This window comes from Afipia sp. GW822-FHT03D08, from assembly GCF_058801645.1.
This window is the reverse complement of the sequence record NZ_JBXANK010000001.1, coordinates 1,029,256-1,046,168: the sequence shown is the minus strand read 5'-3', so window position 1 is coordinate 1,046,168 and position 16,913 is coordinate 1,029,256. Positions and strand designations below refer to the sequence as shown.

At 61.9% G+C, this 16,913-nt stretch carries 18 protein-coding genes; 11 read left to right on the top strand and 7 right to left on the bottom strand.

Annotation, left to right across the window (positions count from 1 at the left end; all coding sequences use genetic code 11):
* The first annotated feature begins 75 nt into the window (after positions 1–75).
* Complete coding sequence (locus tag AC1RM7_RS05100; protein WP_024921473.1) at positions 76–1,647, top strand: DUF6798 domain-containing protein; 1,572 nt, start codon at positions 76–78, stop codon at positions 1,645–1,647.
* Between the two features lie 23 nt (positions 1,648–1,670).
* On the opposite strand, the gene plsY is transcribed toward AC1RM7_RS05100, so the two are convergent.
* The 3 genes from plsY to AC1RM7_RS05085 form a co-directional block, all read right to left on the bottom strand.
* Positions 1,671–2,279, bottom strand: a complete 609-nt coding sequence (gene plsY, locus AC1RM7_RS05095; protein WP_034460963.1) for a glycerol-3-phosphate 1-O-acyltransferase PlsY — start codon at positions 2,277–2,279, stop codon at positions 1,671–1,673.
* 42 nt (positions 2,280–2,321) lie between these two features.
* Positions 2,322–3,623: a dihydroorotase gene (locus AC1RM7_RS05090; RefSeq protein WP_024921471.1), complete on the bottom strand. Its 1,302-nt coding sequence runs from the start codon at positions 3,621–3,623 to the stop codon at positions 2,322–2,324.
* 164 nt (positions 3,624–3,787) lie between these two features.
* Positions 3,788–4,741 carry an aspartate carbamoyltransferase catalytic subunit gene (locus AC1RM7_RS05085; protein WP_024921470.1) on the bottom strand — a complete coding sequence of 318 codons (954 nt, stop codon included), beginning with the start codon at positions 4,739–4,741 and terminating at the stop codon, positions 3,788–3,790.
* Positions 4,742–4,924: 183 nt separating this feature from the next.
* On the opposite strand from AC1RM7_RS05085, the gene AC1RM7_RS05080 reads away from it, so the two are divergent.
* The gene (locus tag AC1RM7_RS05080; protein WP_024921469.1) at positions 4,925–5,671 is read left to right on the top strand and encodes a M15 family metallopeptidase; all 747 of its coding nucleotides are present in this window, start codon (positions 4,925–4,927) and stop codon (positions 5,669–5,671) included.
* 22 nt (positions 5,672–5,693) lie between these two features.
* Here the strand turns inward: AC1RM7_RS05080 and AC1RM7_RS05075 are convergent, their stop codons facing one another.
* A complete protein-coding gene (locus AC1RM7_RS05075; protein WP_006020912.1) occupies positions 5,694–5,855 on the bottom strand; it encodes a Flp family type IVb pilin in 162 nt (53 codons plus the stop codon).
* 274 nt (positions 5,856–6,129) lie between these two features.
* Between AC1RM7_RS05075 and AC1RM7_RS05070 the strand changes: the two genes are divergently transcribed.
* The 3 genes from AC1RM7_RS05070 (at position 6,130) to AC1RM7_RS05060 (ending at position 8,979) form a co-directional block, all read left to right on the top strand.
* The gene (locus tag AC1RM7_RS05070; protein WP_006020911.1) at positions 6,130–6,399 is read left to right on the top strand and encodes a hypothetical protein; all 270 of its coding nucleotides are present in this window, start codon (positions 6,130–6,132) and stop codon (positions 6,397–6,399) included.
* 64 nt (positions 6,400–6,463) lie between these two features.
* Positions 6,464–8,113 (top strand): acyl-CoA dehydrogenase family protein, encoded by a 1,650-nt coding sequence (locus tag AC1RM7_RS05065; protein WP_024921467.1) that lies wholly within the window; start codon positions 6,464–6,466, stop codon positions 8,111–8,113.
* An 83-nt stretch (positions 8,114–8,196) separates the two neighbouring features.
* Entirely contained in the window at positions 8,197–8,979 is a 783-nt protein-coding gene (locus tag AC1RM7_RS05060) for a CPBP family intramembrane glutamic endopeptidase (protein WP_024921466.1), read from the top strand.
* A 3-nt stretch (positions 8,980–8,982) separates the two neighbouring features.
* Here the strand turns inward: AC1RM7_RS05060 and AC1RM7_RS05055 are convergent, their stop codons facing one another.
* From AC1RM7_RS05055 to AC1RM7_RS05045, 3 genes are all read right to left on the bottom strand, one after another.
* Positions 8,983–9,909 (bottom strand): AEC family transporter, encoded by a 927-nt coding sequence (locus AC1RM7_RS05055; RefSeq protein ID WP_024921465.1) that lies wholly within the window; start codon positions 9,907–9,909, stop codon positions 8,983–8,985.
* A 3-nt stretch (positions 9,910–9,912) separates the two neighbouring features.
* Positions 9,913–10,404 carry a Holliday junction resolvase RuvX gene (ruvX, locus tag AC1RM7_RS05050; protein ID WP_006020907.1) on the bottom strand — a complete coding sequence of 164 codons (492 nt, stop codon included), beginning with the start codon at positions 10,402–10,404 and terminating at the stop codon, positions 9,913–9,915.
* 65 nt (positions 10,405–10,469) lie between these two features.
* Positions 10,470–11,360, bottom strand: a complete 891-nt coding sequence (locus AC1RM7_RS05045) for a LysR family transcriptional regulator (protein WP_024921464.1) — start codon at positions 11,358–11,360, stop codon at positions 10,470–10,472.
* Between the two features lie 163 nt (positions 11,361–11,523).
* Here AC1RM7_RS05045 and AC1RM7_RS05040 point away from each other — a divergent pair, with 163 nt between their 5' ends.
* The 6 genes from AC1RM7_RS05040 (at position 11,524) to AC1RM7_RS05015 (ending at position 16,911) form a co-directional block, all read left to right on the top strand.
* Positions 11,524–12,702, top strand: coding sequence for a YbfB/YjiJ family MFS transporter (locus AC1RM7_RS05040; RefSeq protein ID WP_024921463.1), 1,179 nt, complete (start codon positions 11,524–11,526; stop codon positions 12,700–12,702).
* Positions 12,703–12,720: 18 nt separating this feature from the next.
* Positions 12,721–13,296, top strand: a complete 576-nt coding sequence (locus AC1RM7_RS05035) for a carboxymuconolactone decarboxylase family protein (protein ID WP_006020904.1) — start codon at positions 12,721–12,723, stop codon at positions 13,294–13,296.
* Positions 13,297–13,423: 127 nt separating this feature from the next.
* Positions 13,424–13,711, top strand: a complete 288-nt coding sequence (gatC, locus tag AC1RM7_RS05030; protein ID WP_024921462.1) for an Asp-tRNA(Asn)/Glu-tRNA(Gln) amidotransferase subunit GatC — start codon at positions 13,424–13,426, stop codon at positions 13,709–13,711.
* Between the two features lie 17 nt (positions 13,712–13,728).
* The gene (locus AC1RM7_RS05025; RefSeq protein WP_006020902.1) at positions 13,729–13,917 is read left to right on the top strand and encodes a hypothetical protein; all 189 of its coding nucleotides are present in this window, start codon (positions 13,729–13,731) and stop codon (positions 13,915–13,917) included.
* Positions 13,918–15,396 (top strand): Asp-tRNA(Asn)/Glu-tRNA(Gln) amidotransferase subunit GatA, encoded by a 1,479-nt coding sequence (gatA, locus tag AC1RM7_RS05020; protein WP_024927797.1) that lies wholly within the window; start codon positions 13,918–13,920, stop codon positions 15,394–15,396.
* A 129-nt stretch (positions 15,397–15,525) separates the two neighbouring features.
* Positions 15,526–16,911: a patatin-like phospholipase family protein gene (locus AC1RM7_RS05015; protein ID WP_024922016.1), complete on the top strand. Its 1,386-nt coding sequence runs from the start codon at positions 15,526–15,528 to the stop codon at positions 16,909–16,911.
* Positions 16,912–16,913 lie beyond the last annotated feature (2 nt).

The window sequence follows — 16,913 nt, the reverse complement described above, 5'->3', positions numbered from 1 at the left end:
TTTGTGAACGGTTGTCCTGGCTGCCTTTTATTTCGGTGAAGCCGAATTATTCGGTTGGAATGCTGAGAATTGCTTATGAGCGTATCCAATACTGCGCCCGAGTATTTTCCTGATCCCAATCACCCAACTCGCAAACTATCAGGCATCGGCCAGATTTCTGCCGGTTTCGTCAAGGTATGGATATGCGTGATCGGCAGTGTTCTGTTCTGCCTGGCGACAGCGACGTATCTTCTTTATGAATCAAACCAGAACACAAAGTTTCTGCATGGCATGGCCAGGGCCTTTCCAGAACGGCTTGGCGCAGACTGGACCGCGGGGACTGTCGACGGGCTTCCCGTCTTTTCAGGTCTTGTTTTTTTAGTCGCTCGTTTTGGTCACCCGATCCTGTTCTATGTCGTTGAGCTTGGATTGCTGACCTGCCTCTTTTGGTCGTGCTTCTCTCTGGCGCTCCGCCTCGCGGGACAAGCTGGTCAGTCCGCTTCCTTCCAGCTGTTGCTCACTGGAGCACTTGTTCTCCTCGCGCACGCCGGCGCGCCAGTTCTTTTTGGATATGGCGTCGCTGATCAGTATCTCATCGGAGGATATCTTCAGCCCTCGGAATTCGGCGTGCTTTTTCTTGCGTCATTCGCCCTTGCGTTTGCCGGATTTAGAAACTTTGCGCTTGTTGCAGCCGCTGTCCCTGCCGCGATCCACGGAGGGTATGCGATGCTTTCGCTCATCGTCGCCGGAAGCATGATGCTGTCAGATGGTGCGTCGCGACTCAACCTGAGTACGAAACTCGTGGCCATCGCGTTAATCATCGTCCCGCAGGTTGATCTGGCCTTACGGTTTGTGCCCACCGATTACGCGACCTTCCGGGAGGCTGCGGGCATTCTCGCGTTTGAGCGTATACCGCAGCATTCCGATCCTGCCCGCTGGTTGAGAGGCGAGGCTTACGCGAAGCTTGGTCTGGTGATCGTCGGCATATGGCTGGCACCGCGCGGTTTGCTCCGAAACACCCTTGCTGCACTTCTTGTCTGGGCAGTAGCTGGAACTCTCGTTGTTATCTCAACCGGCGCGGCTGGTCTCGCGCTTGTCGCGCCTTGGCGCGCGTCGATCATTCTTGTCCCTGTCTCGACGCTTGTAATATTGGCGCGGCTTGGAGAACTGTCGTTTGGATCGTCACCATTTCGGCGAGGTATGGCAGTGGCGGGTGCCGTGGTTATCCTGCTCGCGCTATTTGTTGCAGGAAAGGAAGCGGTGGCGAAGTTTAAAAGCTACCGTGATCAAGGAGTGCCTGAATACGTTGAGTTCCTGCAGCGCAACTATAGGCCGGGTGATGTCTATCTGACCGATCCTTTCAATCAAAAATTTCGGCTCGATGCGCTGAGCGCGCAATTCGTGTCGTGGAAAACCCACCCGTATCTTGATCGCGAGGTGCTGGAGTGGCGTCGGCGCGTCCTGCTGGCGCGCGAAGTCTTCGGTGATCAGGGCGGAAAAGAGCCGTTGAATTGTGCTGCGCTTGGAAGATTGGTGCGGTTGTATCCCGTCACGCACGTGCTGCTGGAAAACAGAGACATTCCGGCCGGTGAAACATGCCCGCCGCTTGAAATGGTGTTCTCCGCCGGGCAGGCCAAAATCTTCAGGCTTGATCGGATGTCGCTGTAGTGTGTCGGGGTTGAAAGGCTCCGTTATTTGCTGCCGATCTTGCCCTCGGTGCCGTTCATCAGCCGCTGGATGTTGGCGCGGTGCATGATCCAGAGCGCGGCGGTCATGAGTGCGAAAACGGCGGCGAGGGCTGTGTGCTGAGCCCAGAACAGCATCACCGGCACAACCACGCTTGCGACCAGCGCGGCCAGCGACGAGTAACGGAAGATCAGCGCGACCGCGATCCAGATTGCACAGAAAGCGAGTGCGGCGGGCCAGAACAATCCAAGCAGCACGCCGATATAGGTCGCGACGCCTTTGCCGCCCTTGAACTTCAGCCACACCGGAAAAAGATGCCCAATGAAGGCGCCGATGCCTGCGGCAATCGCGGCGTTAGGTCCGCCGAAATGTCCGGCGACAATGACGGCGATCGTGCCTTTCAGCATATCGCCGAGCAGCGTCGCGGCGGCGAGGCCCTTGTTGCCGGTGCGCAACACATTGGTCGCGCCGATATTGCCTGAGCCGATCGAGCGCAGGTCCTGCGTGCCGGCGAGTTTCGTCAGGATCAACCCGAATGGAATCGATCCGCACAAATAGCCGAACAGGAAGGCCAGCACGAAACTGAGCACGAAGGCCGTCAGAAAGCCGCTCATGATGCCTCACATATCGTAATCAAGCGCTGGTGCGGGCCGAACTTACACATGCTCATAGACGGTGCGTCCATCGACGATGGTGCGCGCGACGCGGCCGGTGAAACGCGCCTCATCGAACGGTGTGTTCTTGCATTGTGATTTCAGGTCGGCCGGATCGAGCACCCACGGCGTATCGAGATCGATCACGATCATGTCCGCAGGAGAACCGGGACGCAGCGAGCCGCCGGGCAGGCCAAGCAGTTCGGCAGGGCGGGTGGACATGGCGCGAATGAGCGTCTTGAGCTCGATGTCGCCGGAGTGAACCAGGCGCAATCCTGCGGATAGCATGGTCTCCAGACCGATAGCGCCGGCGGCCGCCTCGGCGAAGGGCAGGCGCTTGACCTCGACGTCCTGCGGATTGTGGTCCGACATGATGACGTCGATCAGCCCCGACGCGACGGCGGCGACGAGCGCGGTGCGATCCTGTTCGGTGCGCAGCGGCGGCGACACCTTGAGGAACGTGCGGTAAGGGCCAATGTCGTTTTCGTTCAGGGTCAGGTGATTGATCGAGGCCGATGCGCTGACGTTCAGGCCGGCCTCGCGTGCGCGCCTGAGAATATCGAGCGAGTCGGTGCAGGTCAGCGAAGCTGCGTGATATCGCCCGCCGGTCAGCGCGACGAGACGCATGTCGCGTTCGAGCACGACAGCCTCGGACGCATTCGGGATTCCGAACAGGCCGAGCCGTGACGCGAGCTCCCCTTCGTTCATGACGCCTTCCCCGACGAGGTCCGGGTCTTCGGTGTGCTGCACGATCAGCGCATCGAAATCGCGGGCGTAGGTCAGCGCGCGGCGCATCACCAGCGCATTCATCACACTCTTGTCGCCATCGGTGAAAGCAACCGCGCCGGCCGCCTTGAGCAGGCCGATTTCGGTCATTTCGCCGCCCTTCATGCCCTTGGTCAGTGCGGCCATGGGATGAATGTTGACGATCGCGGTATCGCGGGCGCGGCGGAGGATGAAATCCACGGTCGCGGAGTTGTCGATCACCGGATTGGTGTCGGGCTGGCAGACGATGGTGGTGATGCCGCCTGCGGCAGCCGCGAGGCTCGCCGAGGCAAAGGTCTCGCGATGGCCAGCGCCGGGCTCCCCGACGAAGGCGCGCATGTCGATCAGGCCCGGGGCGACCACCTTGCCCGCGCAATTAATAATGTCTGTGCCCTCGGGAACGCCCGCTGCGCCGATGCCGCGGCGCGCGTCACGGATGGTTCCGTCGGCAATCAGCACGTCACCGGGGCCGTCGAGATCCCGCGAGGGGTCGATCAGGCGGGCGTTGGCGAGCAGGATGGGGCGTCTGTCGGTTCTCATCTCGTGTCCCGGTTCTGGCGTTCGTATCCCTTTTCAGCGGCTGCTCTTACGAACGCCAGAACCAAAGGGACACGAGTATCTATAATTCTGGTGCGCCTTTGAATGCGAAGTTCCTGGAAGAGCTCGCCGCACTGGCGGCAGGAACTTCGCATTCGGCGCACCAGCTACGCGTTGGGCAGGTTGCGGGCCAGTGCTTCGAGCACTGCCATGCGCACCGCCACACCCATTTCGACCTGTTCGCGGATCAGCGACTGCGCGCCGTCCGCCACAATGGAGTCGATCTCGACTCCGCGGTTCATCGGCCCCGGATGCATCACCAGCGCGTCCGGCTTGGCATAGGCGAGCTTCTTCTGGTCGAGGCCGTAATAATGGAAGTATTCCTGACTCGAAGGAATGAACGAGCCGTTCATGCGCTCGCGCTGCAATCGCAGCATCATCACGATATCCGCGCCTTCGAGGCCTTCGCGCATGTCGCGGGCGACCTCGACACCCATGCGCTCGATGCCGGGCGGCAGCAGCGTGGAGGGCGCGACCACGCGGACGCGCGCGCCCACGGCGTTCAGCAGGATGATGTTGGAGCGCGCGACCCGCGAATGCAGCACGTCGCCGCAGATGGCGACCAGCAGACCTTCGAGCCGGCCCTTGTTGCGGCGGATGGTGAGCGCGTCGAGCAGCGCCTGGGTCGGATGTTCATGCGCGCCGTCGCCGGCGTTGATGACCGAACCGTCGACTTTCTGGGCAAGCAGTTCCACTGCGCCGGACGCATGATGGCGCACCACCAGAATGTCCGGATGCATGGCGTTGAGTGTCACCGCCGTGTCCATCAGCGTCTCGCCCTTGCGGATCGAGGACGACGACACCGACATGTTCATCACGTCCGCGCCGAGGCGTTTGCCCGCGATTTCGAACGAGGACTGGGTGCGGGTGGAGGCTTCGAAGAACAGATTGACCTGGGTTCGGCCGCGCAAATTGGTGCGCTTCTTGTCGACCTGCCGGTTCAGTTCAACGAACTCTTCGGAAAGGTCCAAAAGGCCGCTGATATCGGCCGCGGAAAGGCCCTCGATGCCCAGCAAATGCCGGTGTCCGAGGACGAAAGTCGATTTCGATGCAGTTGTCATTAAAGCAAGAGCTATAGGCAGAGTTGCCCGGGGGAGCAAGGCGGATTCGGCCTCTGGAGAGTTTTCCCCCGCTGATGTCCGGGCAGGGTAAATGGCTCGAAAGCATGCCGCGGAGCATTGCTTCTATCGTATTTTCGCCGTCATGGCCGGGCTCGACCCGGCGGCACAACAACGAATCGGGTCATGAGACTTACAACTGCGATCCTGCTGGGTGGCCTTGGGGTGTCTGCGGCGGCGGCGCAGCCGTTGCCTGCGGATTTTGTCTATCTGCGCGATGTCGATTCGACCATCGTGCAGGACATGCGCTACGCCACAGCGAACAATTTCGTCGGACGCGCGCTGAACGGCTACGAGGCCGGCGAGTGCATTGTCACCCGCAGCATCGGCGCCGCGCTGAAACGTGTGCAGCAGGATCTGAAGCCGCGCGGGCTGTCGCTCAAGGTGTACGACTGCTATCGCCCGCAGCGCGCGGTGGACGACATGTATGCGTGGGCGCAGGACGGCCAGGAGACACCGGCGCAGCGCCGCTACAATCCGAAGATGCGCAAAGACGATCTGTTTCGCTTAGGCTATATCGCCAGACATTCCGGCCATTCGACCGGCAAGGCGGTGGATCTCACGCTGGTGCAATTGCCCGTGTCAAAGGCCGCGCCGTTCGATCCGAGGGCCGACTATGCCGATTGCACCGGATCGCAAAACCGCCGCGCACCTGACAACAGCGTCGATATGGGCACTGGCTACGACTGCTCGGACGAGATCGCGCATACGGGCTCAAAGGCAATCACTGCGCAGCAGCGCAAGTGGCGCGGGACGCTGGTGAACGCGATGGCCAGGCATGGCTTCGTCAACTACAGGCTCGAATGGTGGCACTTTTCTTTGCTTGGACCTGGGAATACGGCTTTCGATTTCCCGGTCACGCGCCGGCCGTAAAGGTCGGCGCGTTTGAGCGTCGTTACTTGATCGACGCGTTGATGTTGGTGAACTTGGTATTGAGCTTCGTGCCCAGGCCGTTCACGGCAGCAATAATTGCCAATGCAATGCCGGCAGCGATCAGCCCATATTCTATGGCGGTGGCGCCGGATTCGTCTTTGATGAAACGCTGAATGGTTTTCATACCGGGCAGTGTCTCTCGGGAACCCTGAATTTGCGGTAAAAGCCTGTGCGGAAACGCGGTTCTATTGCGCGCGAATTGTCGCAGTCGATGGAACCCGAGCGGCAGAAATTGCCGACCGCGATCGGCGCGAAGTTCGACGCGATGCCATCACCGACGCGAAAGCACGAAGTTCAAGACGTTTGATGATCATCCCTTCGGGCTTGAATTTCCACTCCTCCAGCATAGCTTTGATGAAGACGCACGACCCGTGTGCCGAATGCAGAAAGGCCTCGCCATGAGCAGGGGCGCGATTGCAGTCACGACAGTTCTTCTGGCTATCCTGGCGGCCACGATATGGTGGGCGTGGCAAGGCTGGGTTGCACACTCCGATGTGCAGATGTCGATCCATGGCTACATCGCCATGGGACTGGGGATTTTCTTCTCGCTTGTGATCGGTTTCGGCCTGATGGCGCTGACGTTCTATTCAAGCCGTCGCGGTTATGACGATCTTCCGCAGGCGAAAGAGCCCTCCAGCAAAGAACCGGCTCCGCACAATATTCCGTAACAGGATGGCGTGAAACGCGCCGCGTTCCGGTGTAACCTGTTGTTCTCAACTGCGAGAACGACACATGACGCAATCGATCCTGTCCGCCAAGACCGAAGTTTTCAACCAGTCGCCGCCGTTCGAGGACGTCGATCTGTATTCGCTCGATCGCCCGCTCACGGAAGCGGTTGCGGCGAATGGCGGTGAGGGTGCAGCGGCGGAGCTTGCCGATTTCGGCAAGCACTGGGGCTCGGCGGCGATGGCGCAGCGTGGCCGCATCGCCAACGAAAACACACCGAAGCTGAAGACCTTCGATGCGCGCGGCTTCCGCCGAGACGAGGTCGAGTTTCATCCAGCCTATCATGAACTGATGGCGCACAGCGCCCACGCCGGCATTCACAACTCGACCTGGAACGCGAATGGCGAGACCGCGGGCGGAGCGTCCGAGGTTGTGCGCGGCGCAAAGTTCTTCATCGCCTCGCAGGTCGAGACCGGGCACCTATGCCCGATCACCATGACGCGCGCCGCTGTCGGCGCGCTGGCGGTCGATCCGGCGCTACGCGCAAAGGTGATGCCGGTGCTCGGCACCCGCAGCTACGATCCCTCATTCGCCCCGTGGTGGACCAAGCGCGGCATGACCATGGGTATGGGCATGACCGAGAAGCAGGGCGGCACAGATGTGCGCGCGAACATCACGCGGGCGGTGCGTGACGGCGACGCCTATCGCATCACCGGGCACAAGTGGTTCATGTCGGCGCCGATGTGCGATGCATTCCTCGTGCTGGCGCAGACGGAAGGCGGGCTGACCTGTTTCTTCATGCCGCGTTTTGCGCCGGACGGTTCGGTCAACGGCATTCACTTCCAGCGCCTGAAGGACAAGCTCGGCAACCGCTCCAATGCCTCGTCAGAGGTGGTGTTCGAGAACGCCTACGCGTTGCGCCTCGGTGAAGAGGGCCGTGGTGTGCCCACAATCATTCAAATGGTCTCGCTGACCCGGCAGGATTGTTCGCTGGCGTCTGCCGGGCTGATGCGCTCCGGTCTGGCGCATGCGCTGCATCACGCCCGCCATCGCAGCGTGTTCCAGAAACATCTCGCCGACCAGCCGCTGATGCGCAGCGTGCTCGCCGACATGGCGCTGCATGTGGAAGCTTCCACCGCGCTGGTGATGCGGCTGTGCCGGTCGTTCGACCGCGCGCCCACCGACAAGGCAGAAGCTGCCTACATGCGGCTGCTGACGCCGGTGGTGAAATACTGGACCTGCAAGAGCGCGCCGGGATTTCTCTACGAGGCAATGGAATGCCTCGGCGGCAACGGCTATGTCGAGGAGGGCATCCTGGCGCGGCATTATCGGGAGTCGCCGGTCAACGCTATCTGGGAAGGTTCGGGCAACGTGATGTGCCTCGATGTGTTGCGTGCGCTGTCACGTGAAGCGGACGCAGCGGCGGATGTGCTGCGCGGTCTTGTCGAGCAGACCAAGGGGCTACCCGGTGTGGTCGGGGCGGTCGGCTTCATCGCGAAGTCGTTTCGTCAGCCCGACGCGGAGCGCGTTGCGCGGCTTGCCGTGGAAACGCTTGCGCTGGTCGCGGCAACCGCTGCGCTCAATGAGGTCTCGCCGAAGCATGCCGAACTGTTCGCGGCGACGCGGCTCGATGCTAACCACGGCAATCTCTACGGTGCGGTCGATCTCGCCAGCGATGACATTCGCGGGCTGCTCGATCGCGCCTTGCCAGCATGATTGTTCCGCAATCACAGAATGGATCATTAATCACTGCTCGTCAGAATCGGTTCCGAGGCGATCAATAAACCGGAGATTTGACGATGACTGCTGCTGAAAGCCCTGCCGACGCCGCTCCCGTGTCGCCGCCAGGCAAAAGCCGCGAGCCTCGGGTCTGGAAATTCATCGGCACCAGCCTGTGGGGTGTGGCGCTGTTCGGTGCGATGTTCGCCGGGCAGGTCGCGGTGGTCGCTTATTTTCTCGTCACCAGCGGCGAACCGATGGACACCAGCGCCATGACGGCGTTGCTGACGAACGGGCGGATCATTTCGCTCTCGGTCATCATGGGATTGCCGGCCATATTAGCCATGCTGTGGCTTGCGACGCGACTGTCGCGGACGTCGTTCGCGGACTATCTGGCGTTGCGCTGGCCATCGTGGCGCATGCTCGCGACCGGTGTGGTGAGCATGGTGCTGCTGATGGTGGCGTGGGAGGTGATCAGCCGCGTAGCCGGCCGCGAGTCGTCACCCGGCTTCATGACGGATGTCCTGAAAACGGCGCGGGCTGACGGCGCGCTGTGGCTTCTGGTTTTCGCATTCTGTGTGGCGGCGCCGATTGTCGAAGAGTTCTTCGCCCGCGGGTTTCTTTATCGCGGCTGGTCGGAATCGTTTCTGCGCCCGGCAGGCGCAATCCTGCTGTCATCGGCCGTGTGGACGCTGATGCACCTGCAATACAACTGGTTCTTTCTGGCGCAGGTGTTTTCAATCGGATTGCTGCTCGGTTATCTGCGCTACCGAAGCAACTCGACATGGCTGACGGTGATCCTGCACGGACTCAACAATCTTGCCGCAACGATCCAGACCATCTGGCTGGCGAACAATTCCTGAGCGTCACGTCACCAGCGCAATCGCGATGGGCATCGTGATGACGGCGAGCGCCGTCTGCAAGGTCAGGATTTCCGCAACCAGCGGGGCATCGCCGCCCATTTGCCGCGCGAGCAGATAGGCGCTTGATGCGGTCGGCACCGAGGCGCAGCAGGCGACAATCGCGAGGTTCGTTCCCGACAGTCCGAAAGCCAGCCCGAGCGAGATTGCGAAAATCGGCATCAGGACAAGCTTCAGCGCACATGACAGCAGCGCCGGCGCGTCGGGCCGCAGCACGCCCTTGAGTTGCAGTCCCGCGCCGACAACGAGAAGGCCGATGGCGAGCGAGGAGCGGCCGAGCGCATCGATGAATTCATCGATCCATGTTGGAAGCTTGAGGCCAATCAGGTTGGCGGCCAGCCCGAGCGCGCAGGCCCAGATGAAGGGATTTTGCGCAATCGTGAGCAGAATGCGCCTCCATGACAGCCGCGTCGGCGCGGCGTAATGCGCCAGCACCCAGACCGACAGCACGTTCAGGATGGGAATCATCGCCACCATCGCCACGGAGGCGAGGGTGAGCCCGATATCGCCATAGAGATTTCCGGCGACGGCCAGTGCGACATAGGTCTGCCACCGGCAGGAGCACTGAAAGATCGAGGTGAACGATGGGCCGCTGACCCCAAGCCGCTTCATCAGGACCGGCCGCAATGCCAGACAGAGCGTTGCCATCAGCAGCACCGCGATCAGCAGCGCGCCCCCGACACCGAACAGCGGAACCTCGGAAAGTTTCGCGCGGCTCAGCGTCCGAAACAGCAGCGCGGGGAACAGGACGTAGTAGACGAGCTGCTCGGTGCCGACCCAGTGGGATTCTTCCTTCACGAGAACGCGGCGGAGAACGAAACCCATCACGATCAGCAGGAAGATCGGCACGATAGCCGTAACAATCGTTAGCATCGATCAAAGGTCTCCGGCCGCCTTGCGCAATGTCGCGAGCCGGTCCAGCGCGCCTTGCAGAATGAAGATTGCCGCGTGTTCGTCGATCACCTTGGCGCGCTTGGCGCGGCTCATGTCCATGTCGATCAGTTCGCGTTCGACGGCGACAGTGGACAGCCGTTCGTCCCACAGGCCGATGGCAAGATCCGTGAGCTTCGCGAAATTCCGGGCAAAGGCGCGTGTCGATTGCGCGCGCGGGCCCTCGCTGCCGTCCATGTTGATCGGCAGACCCAGGATGAATCCCACGACATTGCGCTCGGCGGACAGGCTGAGCAGCCGTTTGGCGTCCGCGGTGAAGGTCTTGCGCTGAATGGTCTCGATGCCGGTCGCCAGTTTGCGATCCGGGTCGGACACCGCAACGCCGATGGTTTTGGTGCCGAGGTCGAGCCCGATCAGGGCTCCTCGTGCAGGCCAGAGCGCGGCGGCCTCGATCAGCGGGTGAATGGATGCAGGCATTGCTTCGCTTATCACGCGAGGTGCTTGCGTTGCAAAGCCTCAGGCAGGCGTCCGGGTCAGCCGGCTTAGGCGTTCTGCTTAACGCGTCGCTTCGGGGCTGTGCCGACCGAGGCCATGAGCGTACGCAGCGCCAGCACGGGCGGCGAGACTTCATCTTTCCGCCAGATCAGCGGCGTGACGATATCGCTTTGGGCGCGGGGGATGGGGTTACGGCGCACGCGTGTCAGCGGCATGGCGTCGAGCACGGCCTCCGGCATCAGGGCAATCCCTGCGCCTGCCGCGACGCAGGCGACGATCGCGTGATACGAACTTAAGTCCAGCACTCGTGAGGTGGTCAGGCTGTCGCGCCTGAGCCAGCGCTGCAGGACGCGGCGATAGGCGCAGCCGTCGGGGAAGGCGATCAGGCTCTGTCCTTCGGCATCGCGCGCGTTTCTGATCGGCTCGTGGTCAAGACTTGAGATCACCATCAATCGCTCGCGAAACACCGGCAGATGGGAAAGCGTCCGCGACGACGGAGGTTCGGCGATGAACGCGGCATCAAGCCGCCGTTCGGTCACCGCATTGACCAGGGCATCGTTGGTGCCGGTTGTGAGTTCGAGGCGCACATCGGGATAGCGGCGGTGAAACTCGGCGAGCACAGCGGGGAGGCGGCTGGCGGTTGTGCTTTCCAGCGATCCCAGTTTCAGCAAGCCTTGCGGCGCGGTACCGGAGACAACATGGCGCGCCTCTTCGGAAAGATCGATCAGCCGCGCGGCATAACCCAGCAGCAATTCACCGCTCGGCGACAGGTGCAGGCGCTGCCGGTTGCGGTGGAACAGCGGGATGCCCACCGCGCTCTCTAGGTGTTTGATACGCGTGGTGATGTTGGAAGGAACGCGGTGCAGCTTCTGCGCCGCCTTGACGATCCCGCCTTCCTCGACAACCGTCTTGAAGATCTGCAAATCGGCGAAGTTCATCGTTCTGTTCTCCGGTGCGACCGTCGATATTTCCAAATCGAGAACAAGGTGTTCTCAATTATTCATTATTCAGGAATTGAAAATCAGCGTACTCTTCTGGGGAATAGATTCAAGCTGCGGCTCCTGGAACATCAGCCGCGTAATGTTGCCAATCAGGTCCGCCATGTCGTCTACCGCCGCACCCGCTGCTTTTTCCACGCCACCCACAGCCGTCACCGCTGTATGGACCGGGCTGATCGGCCTCGCCGTTGCGATGGGGATTGGCCGCTTCGCCTTCACACCTTTGCTGCCACTGATGCAGCAGGATGCTGGCTTGACCCTGGTGCAAGGAGGCTGGCTCGCGACCGCGAACTACGTGGGTTATCTGGTCGGAGCGGTGATCTGCATTTCCGCACCGCCCGCGCCGGCGCGCGCGATTCAATGGGGCCTGACGTCGATTGCAGTGTTTACGCTCGGCATGGCGGCGACGAACGATTTCTGGCTGTGGCTCGTGCTGCGTTTTCTTGCGGGCGCGGCGAGCGCCTTCGTTCTGGTCGGTGTATCCGCTTGGGCGATGCCCATTCTGGTGCATCTAGGCAAGGCGGCATGGTCGGGGCGGGTGTTCTCCGGCGTTGGCGTGGGGATCTGCTTCGCCGGTTTGATCAGCCTTGTCGCGGGCGTGACCGCGTGGGGATCGCGCGCGACGTGGATCGTTCTTGGCGCAACGTCTGCGGTTTTCGCATTCACGTTATGGCGCCGGCTTGCGAATGATGGCGCGCACGCTCCAGCGGCGGTCGGGGCGGGGCATACGCCGCTGTCCGCTCAGGCATGGCTCGCGGCGCTCTGTTATGGGGCTTTCGGTTTCGGCTACATCATTCCTGCGACCTTCCTGCCGGCGCTGGCACGCGAGGTGATCACGAATCCTGCCGTGTTCAGTTGGGTGTGGCCGGTGTTCGGGGCTGCGGCTGCGATATCGACCGCTCTTGCCGCACGCTTTTTTCCGGGACACTCGCCGCGGCGGCTTTGGGCCTACGGGCAATGGGTCTTGGCCATCGGCGTGATCGCGCCGGTGCTGGCGGTCAATCTCTACGTCCTGCTGTTTTCGGCGTTGTGCGTCGGCGGCACGTTCATGGTCATCACCATGGCCGGCGTTCAGGAGGCGCGGCGTCTGGGCGGCACGCAGGCACCGCGGCTGATCGCTGTCTACACCGCCGCGTTCGCCCTCGGGCAAATCATTGGACCTCTCACCGTGAATCTGTTCCACGGTGGTCTCACATGGCCCAGCCTGATCGCAGCGTTTGCGCTGGCGGCAAGCAGTTTTACACTTGGCCTGAGCGCACGTGCCTCGGGCGACGCAGGTTGAAATTCGCAGGAGAGATCGATGCACCAACATCCCGACCGCATGCCGCCCCTCAAGCTGGAGGACATGGACGCCGTTCAGAAGACGGCCGCGGAAGCTTTGATCGCGGGGCCGCGCAAGGCGGTCAAAGGTCCGTTCATTGCCCTGTTGCGCAGCCCGCTATTGATGGACCGGTTGCAGCGTGTGGGTGAGTACATCCGTTTCGACAGCAGCCTGTCACCGAGGATTTCCGAATTCACGATGTGCGTGGTGTCGCGCGCCTGCACCCAGCAGTTCGAATGGTTCACGCATGTCCCTCTGGCCATGAAGGAAGGCACCAGCGCGGAGACCATCGAGGCATTGCGCTGCGGGCGCAGGCCAAACAACATGCATGCCGACGAAGCCCTGGTTTATGACTTCACGCAGGAACTCATGGCCCATCACGGTGTCTGCGATGCCACGTATGCCGCCGCGGTGGAGCGATTCGGGGAACGGGGAGTGATCGATCTCACCGGCCTGATCGGCTATTTCATCACCGTTTCGCTGGTGCTGAATGTCGCGCACACACCGCCGGAAGTGAAGGATGGTGTGGCCGCCTTGCCGGCACTGCCTCTATAGGTCCGTGGCATCCGGCAAGCCGCTCGTTTTATTGGCGTATTTCGGCCCCTAAACCGGATTCCACTTTGCCGGAAAATGCTCTATACGGCAGCCTGAATTGGGCCGCCGTCCCTGGAGTCTCCGGAATATGTCAGTCGATGCCGCCACCGTCCGCCGGATTGCGCATCTTGCGCGCATCGCGGTGAAGGAAGACGAAGTTTCCCATCTGCAGGGGGAGCTCAACGCGATGTTGGCCTTCGTCGAGCAATTGTCCGAGGTGAACATCGACGGCGTCGACCCGATGACCTCTGTCACGCCGATGGAGATGAAGAAGCGCGCGGACGTCGTCAGCGACGGCGAGATACCGGACAAGGTCCTCGCCAATGCGCCCGCCACCGAAGATCACTTCTTCCTGGTGCCCAAAGTCGTCGAATAGAACCCGAGGCAAACGCCATGTGCCTGTTGTGCAGCGACGAGAAGGCTTATGCGGCCTACATGACCTATCTCGACGAGATGGAGCGGCAGGGAAAGAATGTCGATCCGGACAAGGCCATCGACGCGGTGATCGACATGCTCGAAGCCGAGGCGGCGCAATCCAAGAAAAACAAGTCTCCCTTTATTTGCGATCCGATTGAAGAATAAATGACCGACCTGACTTCACTGACGCTCGCCGACGCCCGCGAGGGGCTAACGCAGAAATCCTTCACGGCACTGGAACTGACCGACGCGCATCTCGCCGCGATGGAAAAGGCGCGTGTGCTTAACGCTTATGTGCTGGAGACACCGGAGCAGGCGCGCGAACAGGCGCGCGCGGCGGACGCGACGATCGCGAAAGGCGAGGCGGGCCCGCTCGCGGGCATTCCACTCGGGATCAAGGATCTGTTTGCCACTAATGGGGTGCGGGCCACGGCGTGCTCGAAGATTCTCGGCAATTTCATTCCCCAGTACGAATCCACCGTGACCTCTCAGCTCTGGCGCGACGGCGCGGTGATGCTGGGCAAGCTCAACTGCGATGAATTCGCGATGGGTTCGTCCAACGAGACCTCGGCGTTCGGACCGGTGGTCAATCCGTGGCGGCGCGAAGGCTCGGATGCCAGCCTCGTTCCTGGCGGTTCATCGGGCGGCTCTGCGTCGGCGGTGGCGGCCAATCTCTGTCTAGGCGCAACCGGCACTGACACCGGCGGCTCAATCCGCCAGCCGGCGGCGTTTACCGGCATCGTCGGCATCAAGCCGACCTATGGCCGCTGCTCGCGCTGGGGCATCGTGGCGTTCGCGTCGTCGCTCGATCAGGCCGGGCCGTTCGCGCGCACGGTGCGCGACACCGCGATCCTGATGCGCTCGATGGCGGGTCACGATCCGAAAGATACGACCTCGGTTGATCGGCCCGTGCCGGATTACGAAGCTGCCATCGGCAAGTCGGTGAAGGGCATGAGAATCGGGATTCCAAAGGAATACCGTCTCGACGGGATGTCCGGCGAAATCGACAAACTTTGGGCGCAGGGCGCCGACTGGCTGAAGGCCGCGGGCGCCGAGCTGGTCGAGGTCTCGCTGCCGCACACGAAGTATGCGCTGCCGGCTTACTACGTCGTCGCGCCCGCTGAAGCCTCATCCAATCTCGCGCGGTACGATGGCGTGCGCTACGGCGCGCGAGTCAACGGCAAGAACATTGTCGAGATGTACGAGAACACTCGCGCAGAAGGGTTCGGCGCGGAGGTTCGCCGCCGTGTCATGATCGGTACTTACGTGCTCTCGGCGGGGTATTATGACGCGTACTATCTGCGCGCGCAGAAGGTCCGCACCCTGATCAAGAAGGACTTCGAGGACGTGTTCGCAAAAGGCGTCCACGCTATCCTGACGCCGGCGACACCATCGGCGGCATTCGGTATCGGCGAGAAGGGCAAGGCCGATCCGATCGAGATGTATCTCAACGACATCTTCACGGTGACCGTGAACATGGCGGGTCTGCCCGGCATCGCAGTACCTGCGGGCACCGACGGGCAGGGGCTGCCGCTCGGCCTGCAACTGATCGGCCGGCCGTTCGATGAAGAGACGCTGTTCTCGCTCGGCGAGGTGATCGAGCAGTCGGCAGGCCACTTCACCGCCAGGAAATGGTGGGCGTGACGCTTTGCGGGTACGGCGGTATGCCGTGCCGCTGCCTTGAATTCACCGTTCTGGTGGCCAATGCCTGATCCGCGGCGGTATGTGTTCATTAACTGCCAGCGGCGATAACGGCCGGTGGGATCGGTGATTATGCGTTGGGTGCGTCCTCTCGCCAATGTTGCGTTCGTGTCCGGCTTGCTGCTGGGCTGCGCGTCGATTCAGAACGCGCCGGTCAATCTCCCGGGATCTGATAATCTCACTGACCGAGGCAATATCGGCTTCGGCGAGACGACGAGTTACGACGACACGGTCGTTGGACTGTCTTTTTCAGGTGGCGGAACCCGCGCCGCCGCGTTTTCCTTCGGCGTGTTGCAGGAGATGGAGCGCATTCCGGTCCGCGGCGCGCAGGGACCGATGATCGACCGGGTCGAGTTCGTCTCTGGCGTCTCGGGAGGCTCCGTTACGGCGGCTTATTACGGTTTGCGGAAGCGGGCTGCTCTTGCCGATTTTCGCGAACGGTTTCTCCTGCGCAACGCTGAGGAGGGACTTCAGACAAATCTCACTCTGGCGACTCTCTCCCGCGCGGTCGCTGGCGGCATCAACGACTCGACCGGATTTCCACGTTGGCTCGACGCCAATCTGTTTCAGGGGGCGACATTTCGCGATCTGGGCCTGACCAGCCGACCGCAGGTCTGGATCAATGCCTCCGATATTTATAACAGGACACCTTTCGTGTTCGGTGCGGTGGCATTCGGCGCCATGTGCAGCAACCTGTCCGAATATCCGCTCGCAAACGCCGTCGCCGCTTCGGCGGCGGTGCCCGTGGCGTTCGCGCCGGTCGTGGTCCAGACGTTCCCCGGAAAGTGCAACGAACGTCTGCCGCCGTGGATCGTGCGCGCGCGAGACAATGCCAACGCGCCTCCGATGTTGAACTCATTCGCAAAGGCGATCAGCCGCTACCACGATGGCTCGATGCCTTACATCAAGCTGCTCGATGGCGGCCTTGTCGATAACTACGGCCTGGCAGGCATGACCATCGCGCGGTTGTCGTCGGATACGCCGTATGGCCCGCTGAGCCCGCGACAGGCGGTGAAGCTGCGGCGCGCTCTGATTTTGGTGGTCGACGCCAAGACCGGCCTGTCGGGAAACTGGATCAATACCGTTGAGGGGCCGTCCGGGGCGGACCTCGTCAAGGCTGCCGCCGATACAGCTATCGATGCCAGCGTCGCCGGCAGCTTCACCGCATTCACCGCGACCATGACTGATTGGCAGGGCTCGCTGGTGAGGTGGCGCTGCGGATTGTCGGCCGCGGATCGCGCGAAGTACGGCGTAGGTGCGAACTGGAATTGCCGTGATCTCAAATTCTATGTCGGCCGGATCGGGTTCGATCAGCTCGATCAGGCGCGCGCGGCGGATCTTGAACGGGTCCCCACGCGCTTCCATCTGCCGCCCGAGCAGGTCGATAGTGTCATCGAGGCGGGGCGCGACGCGCTGCGGGCGAGCCCGGTTTTCCGCAGTTTCGCAGCGAACCTGTGATC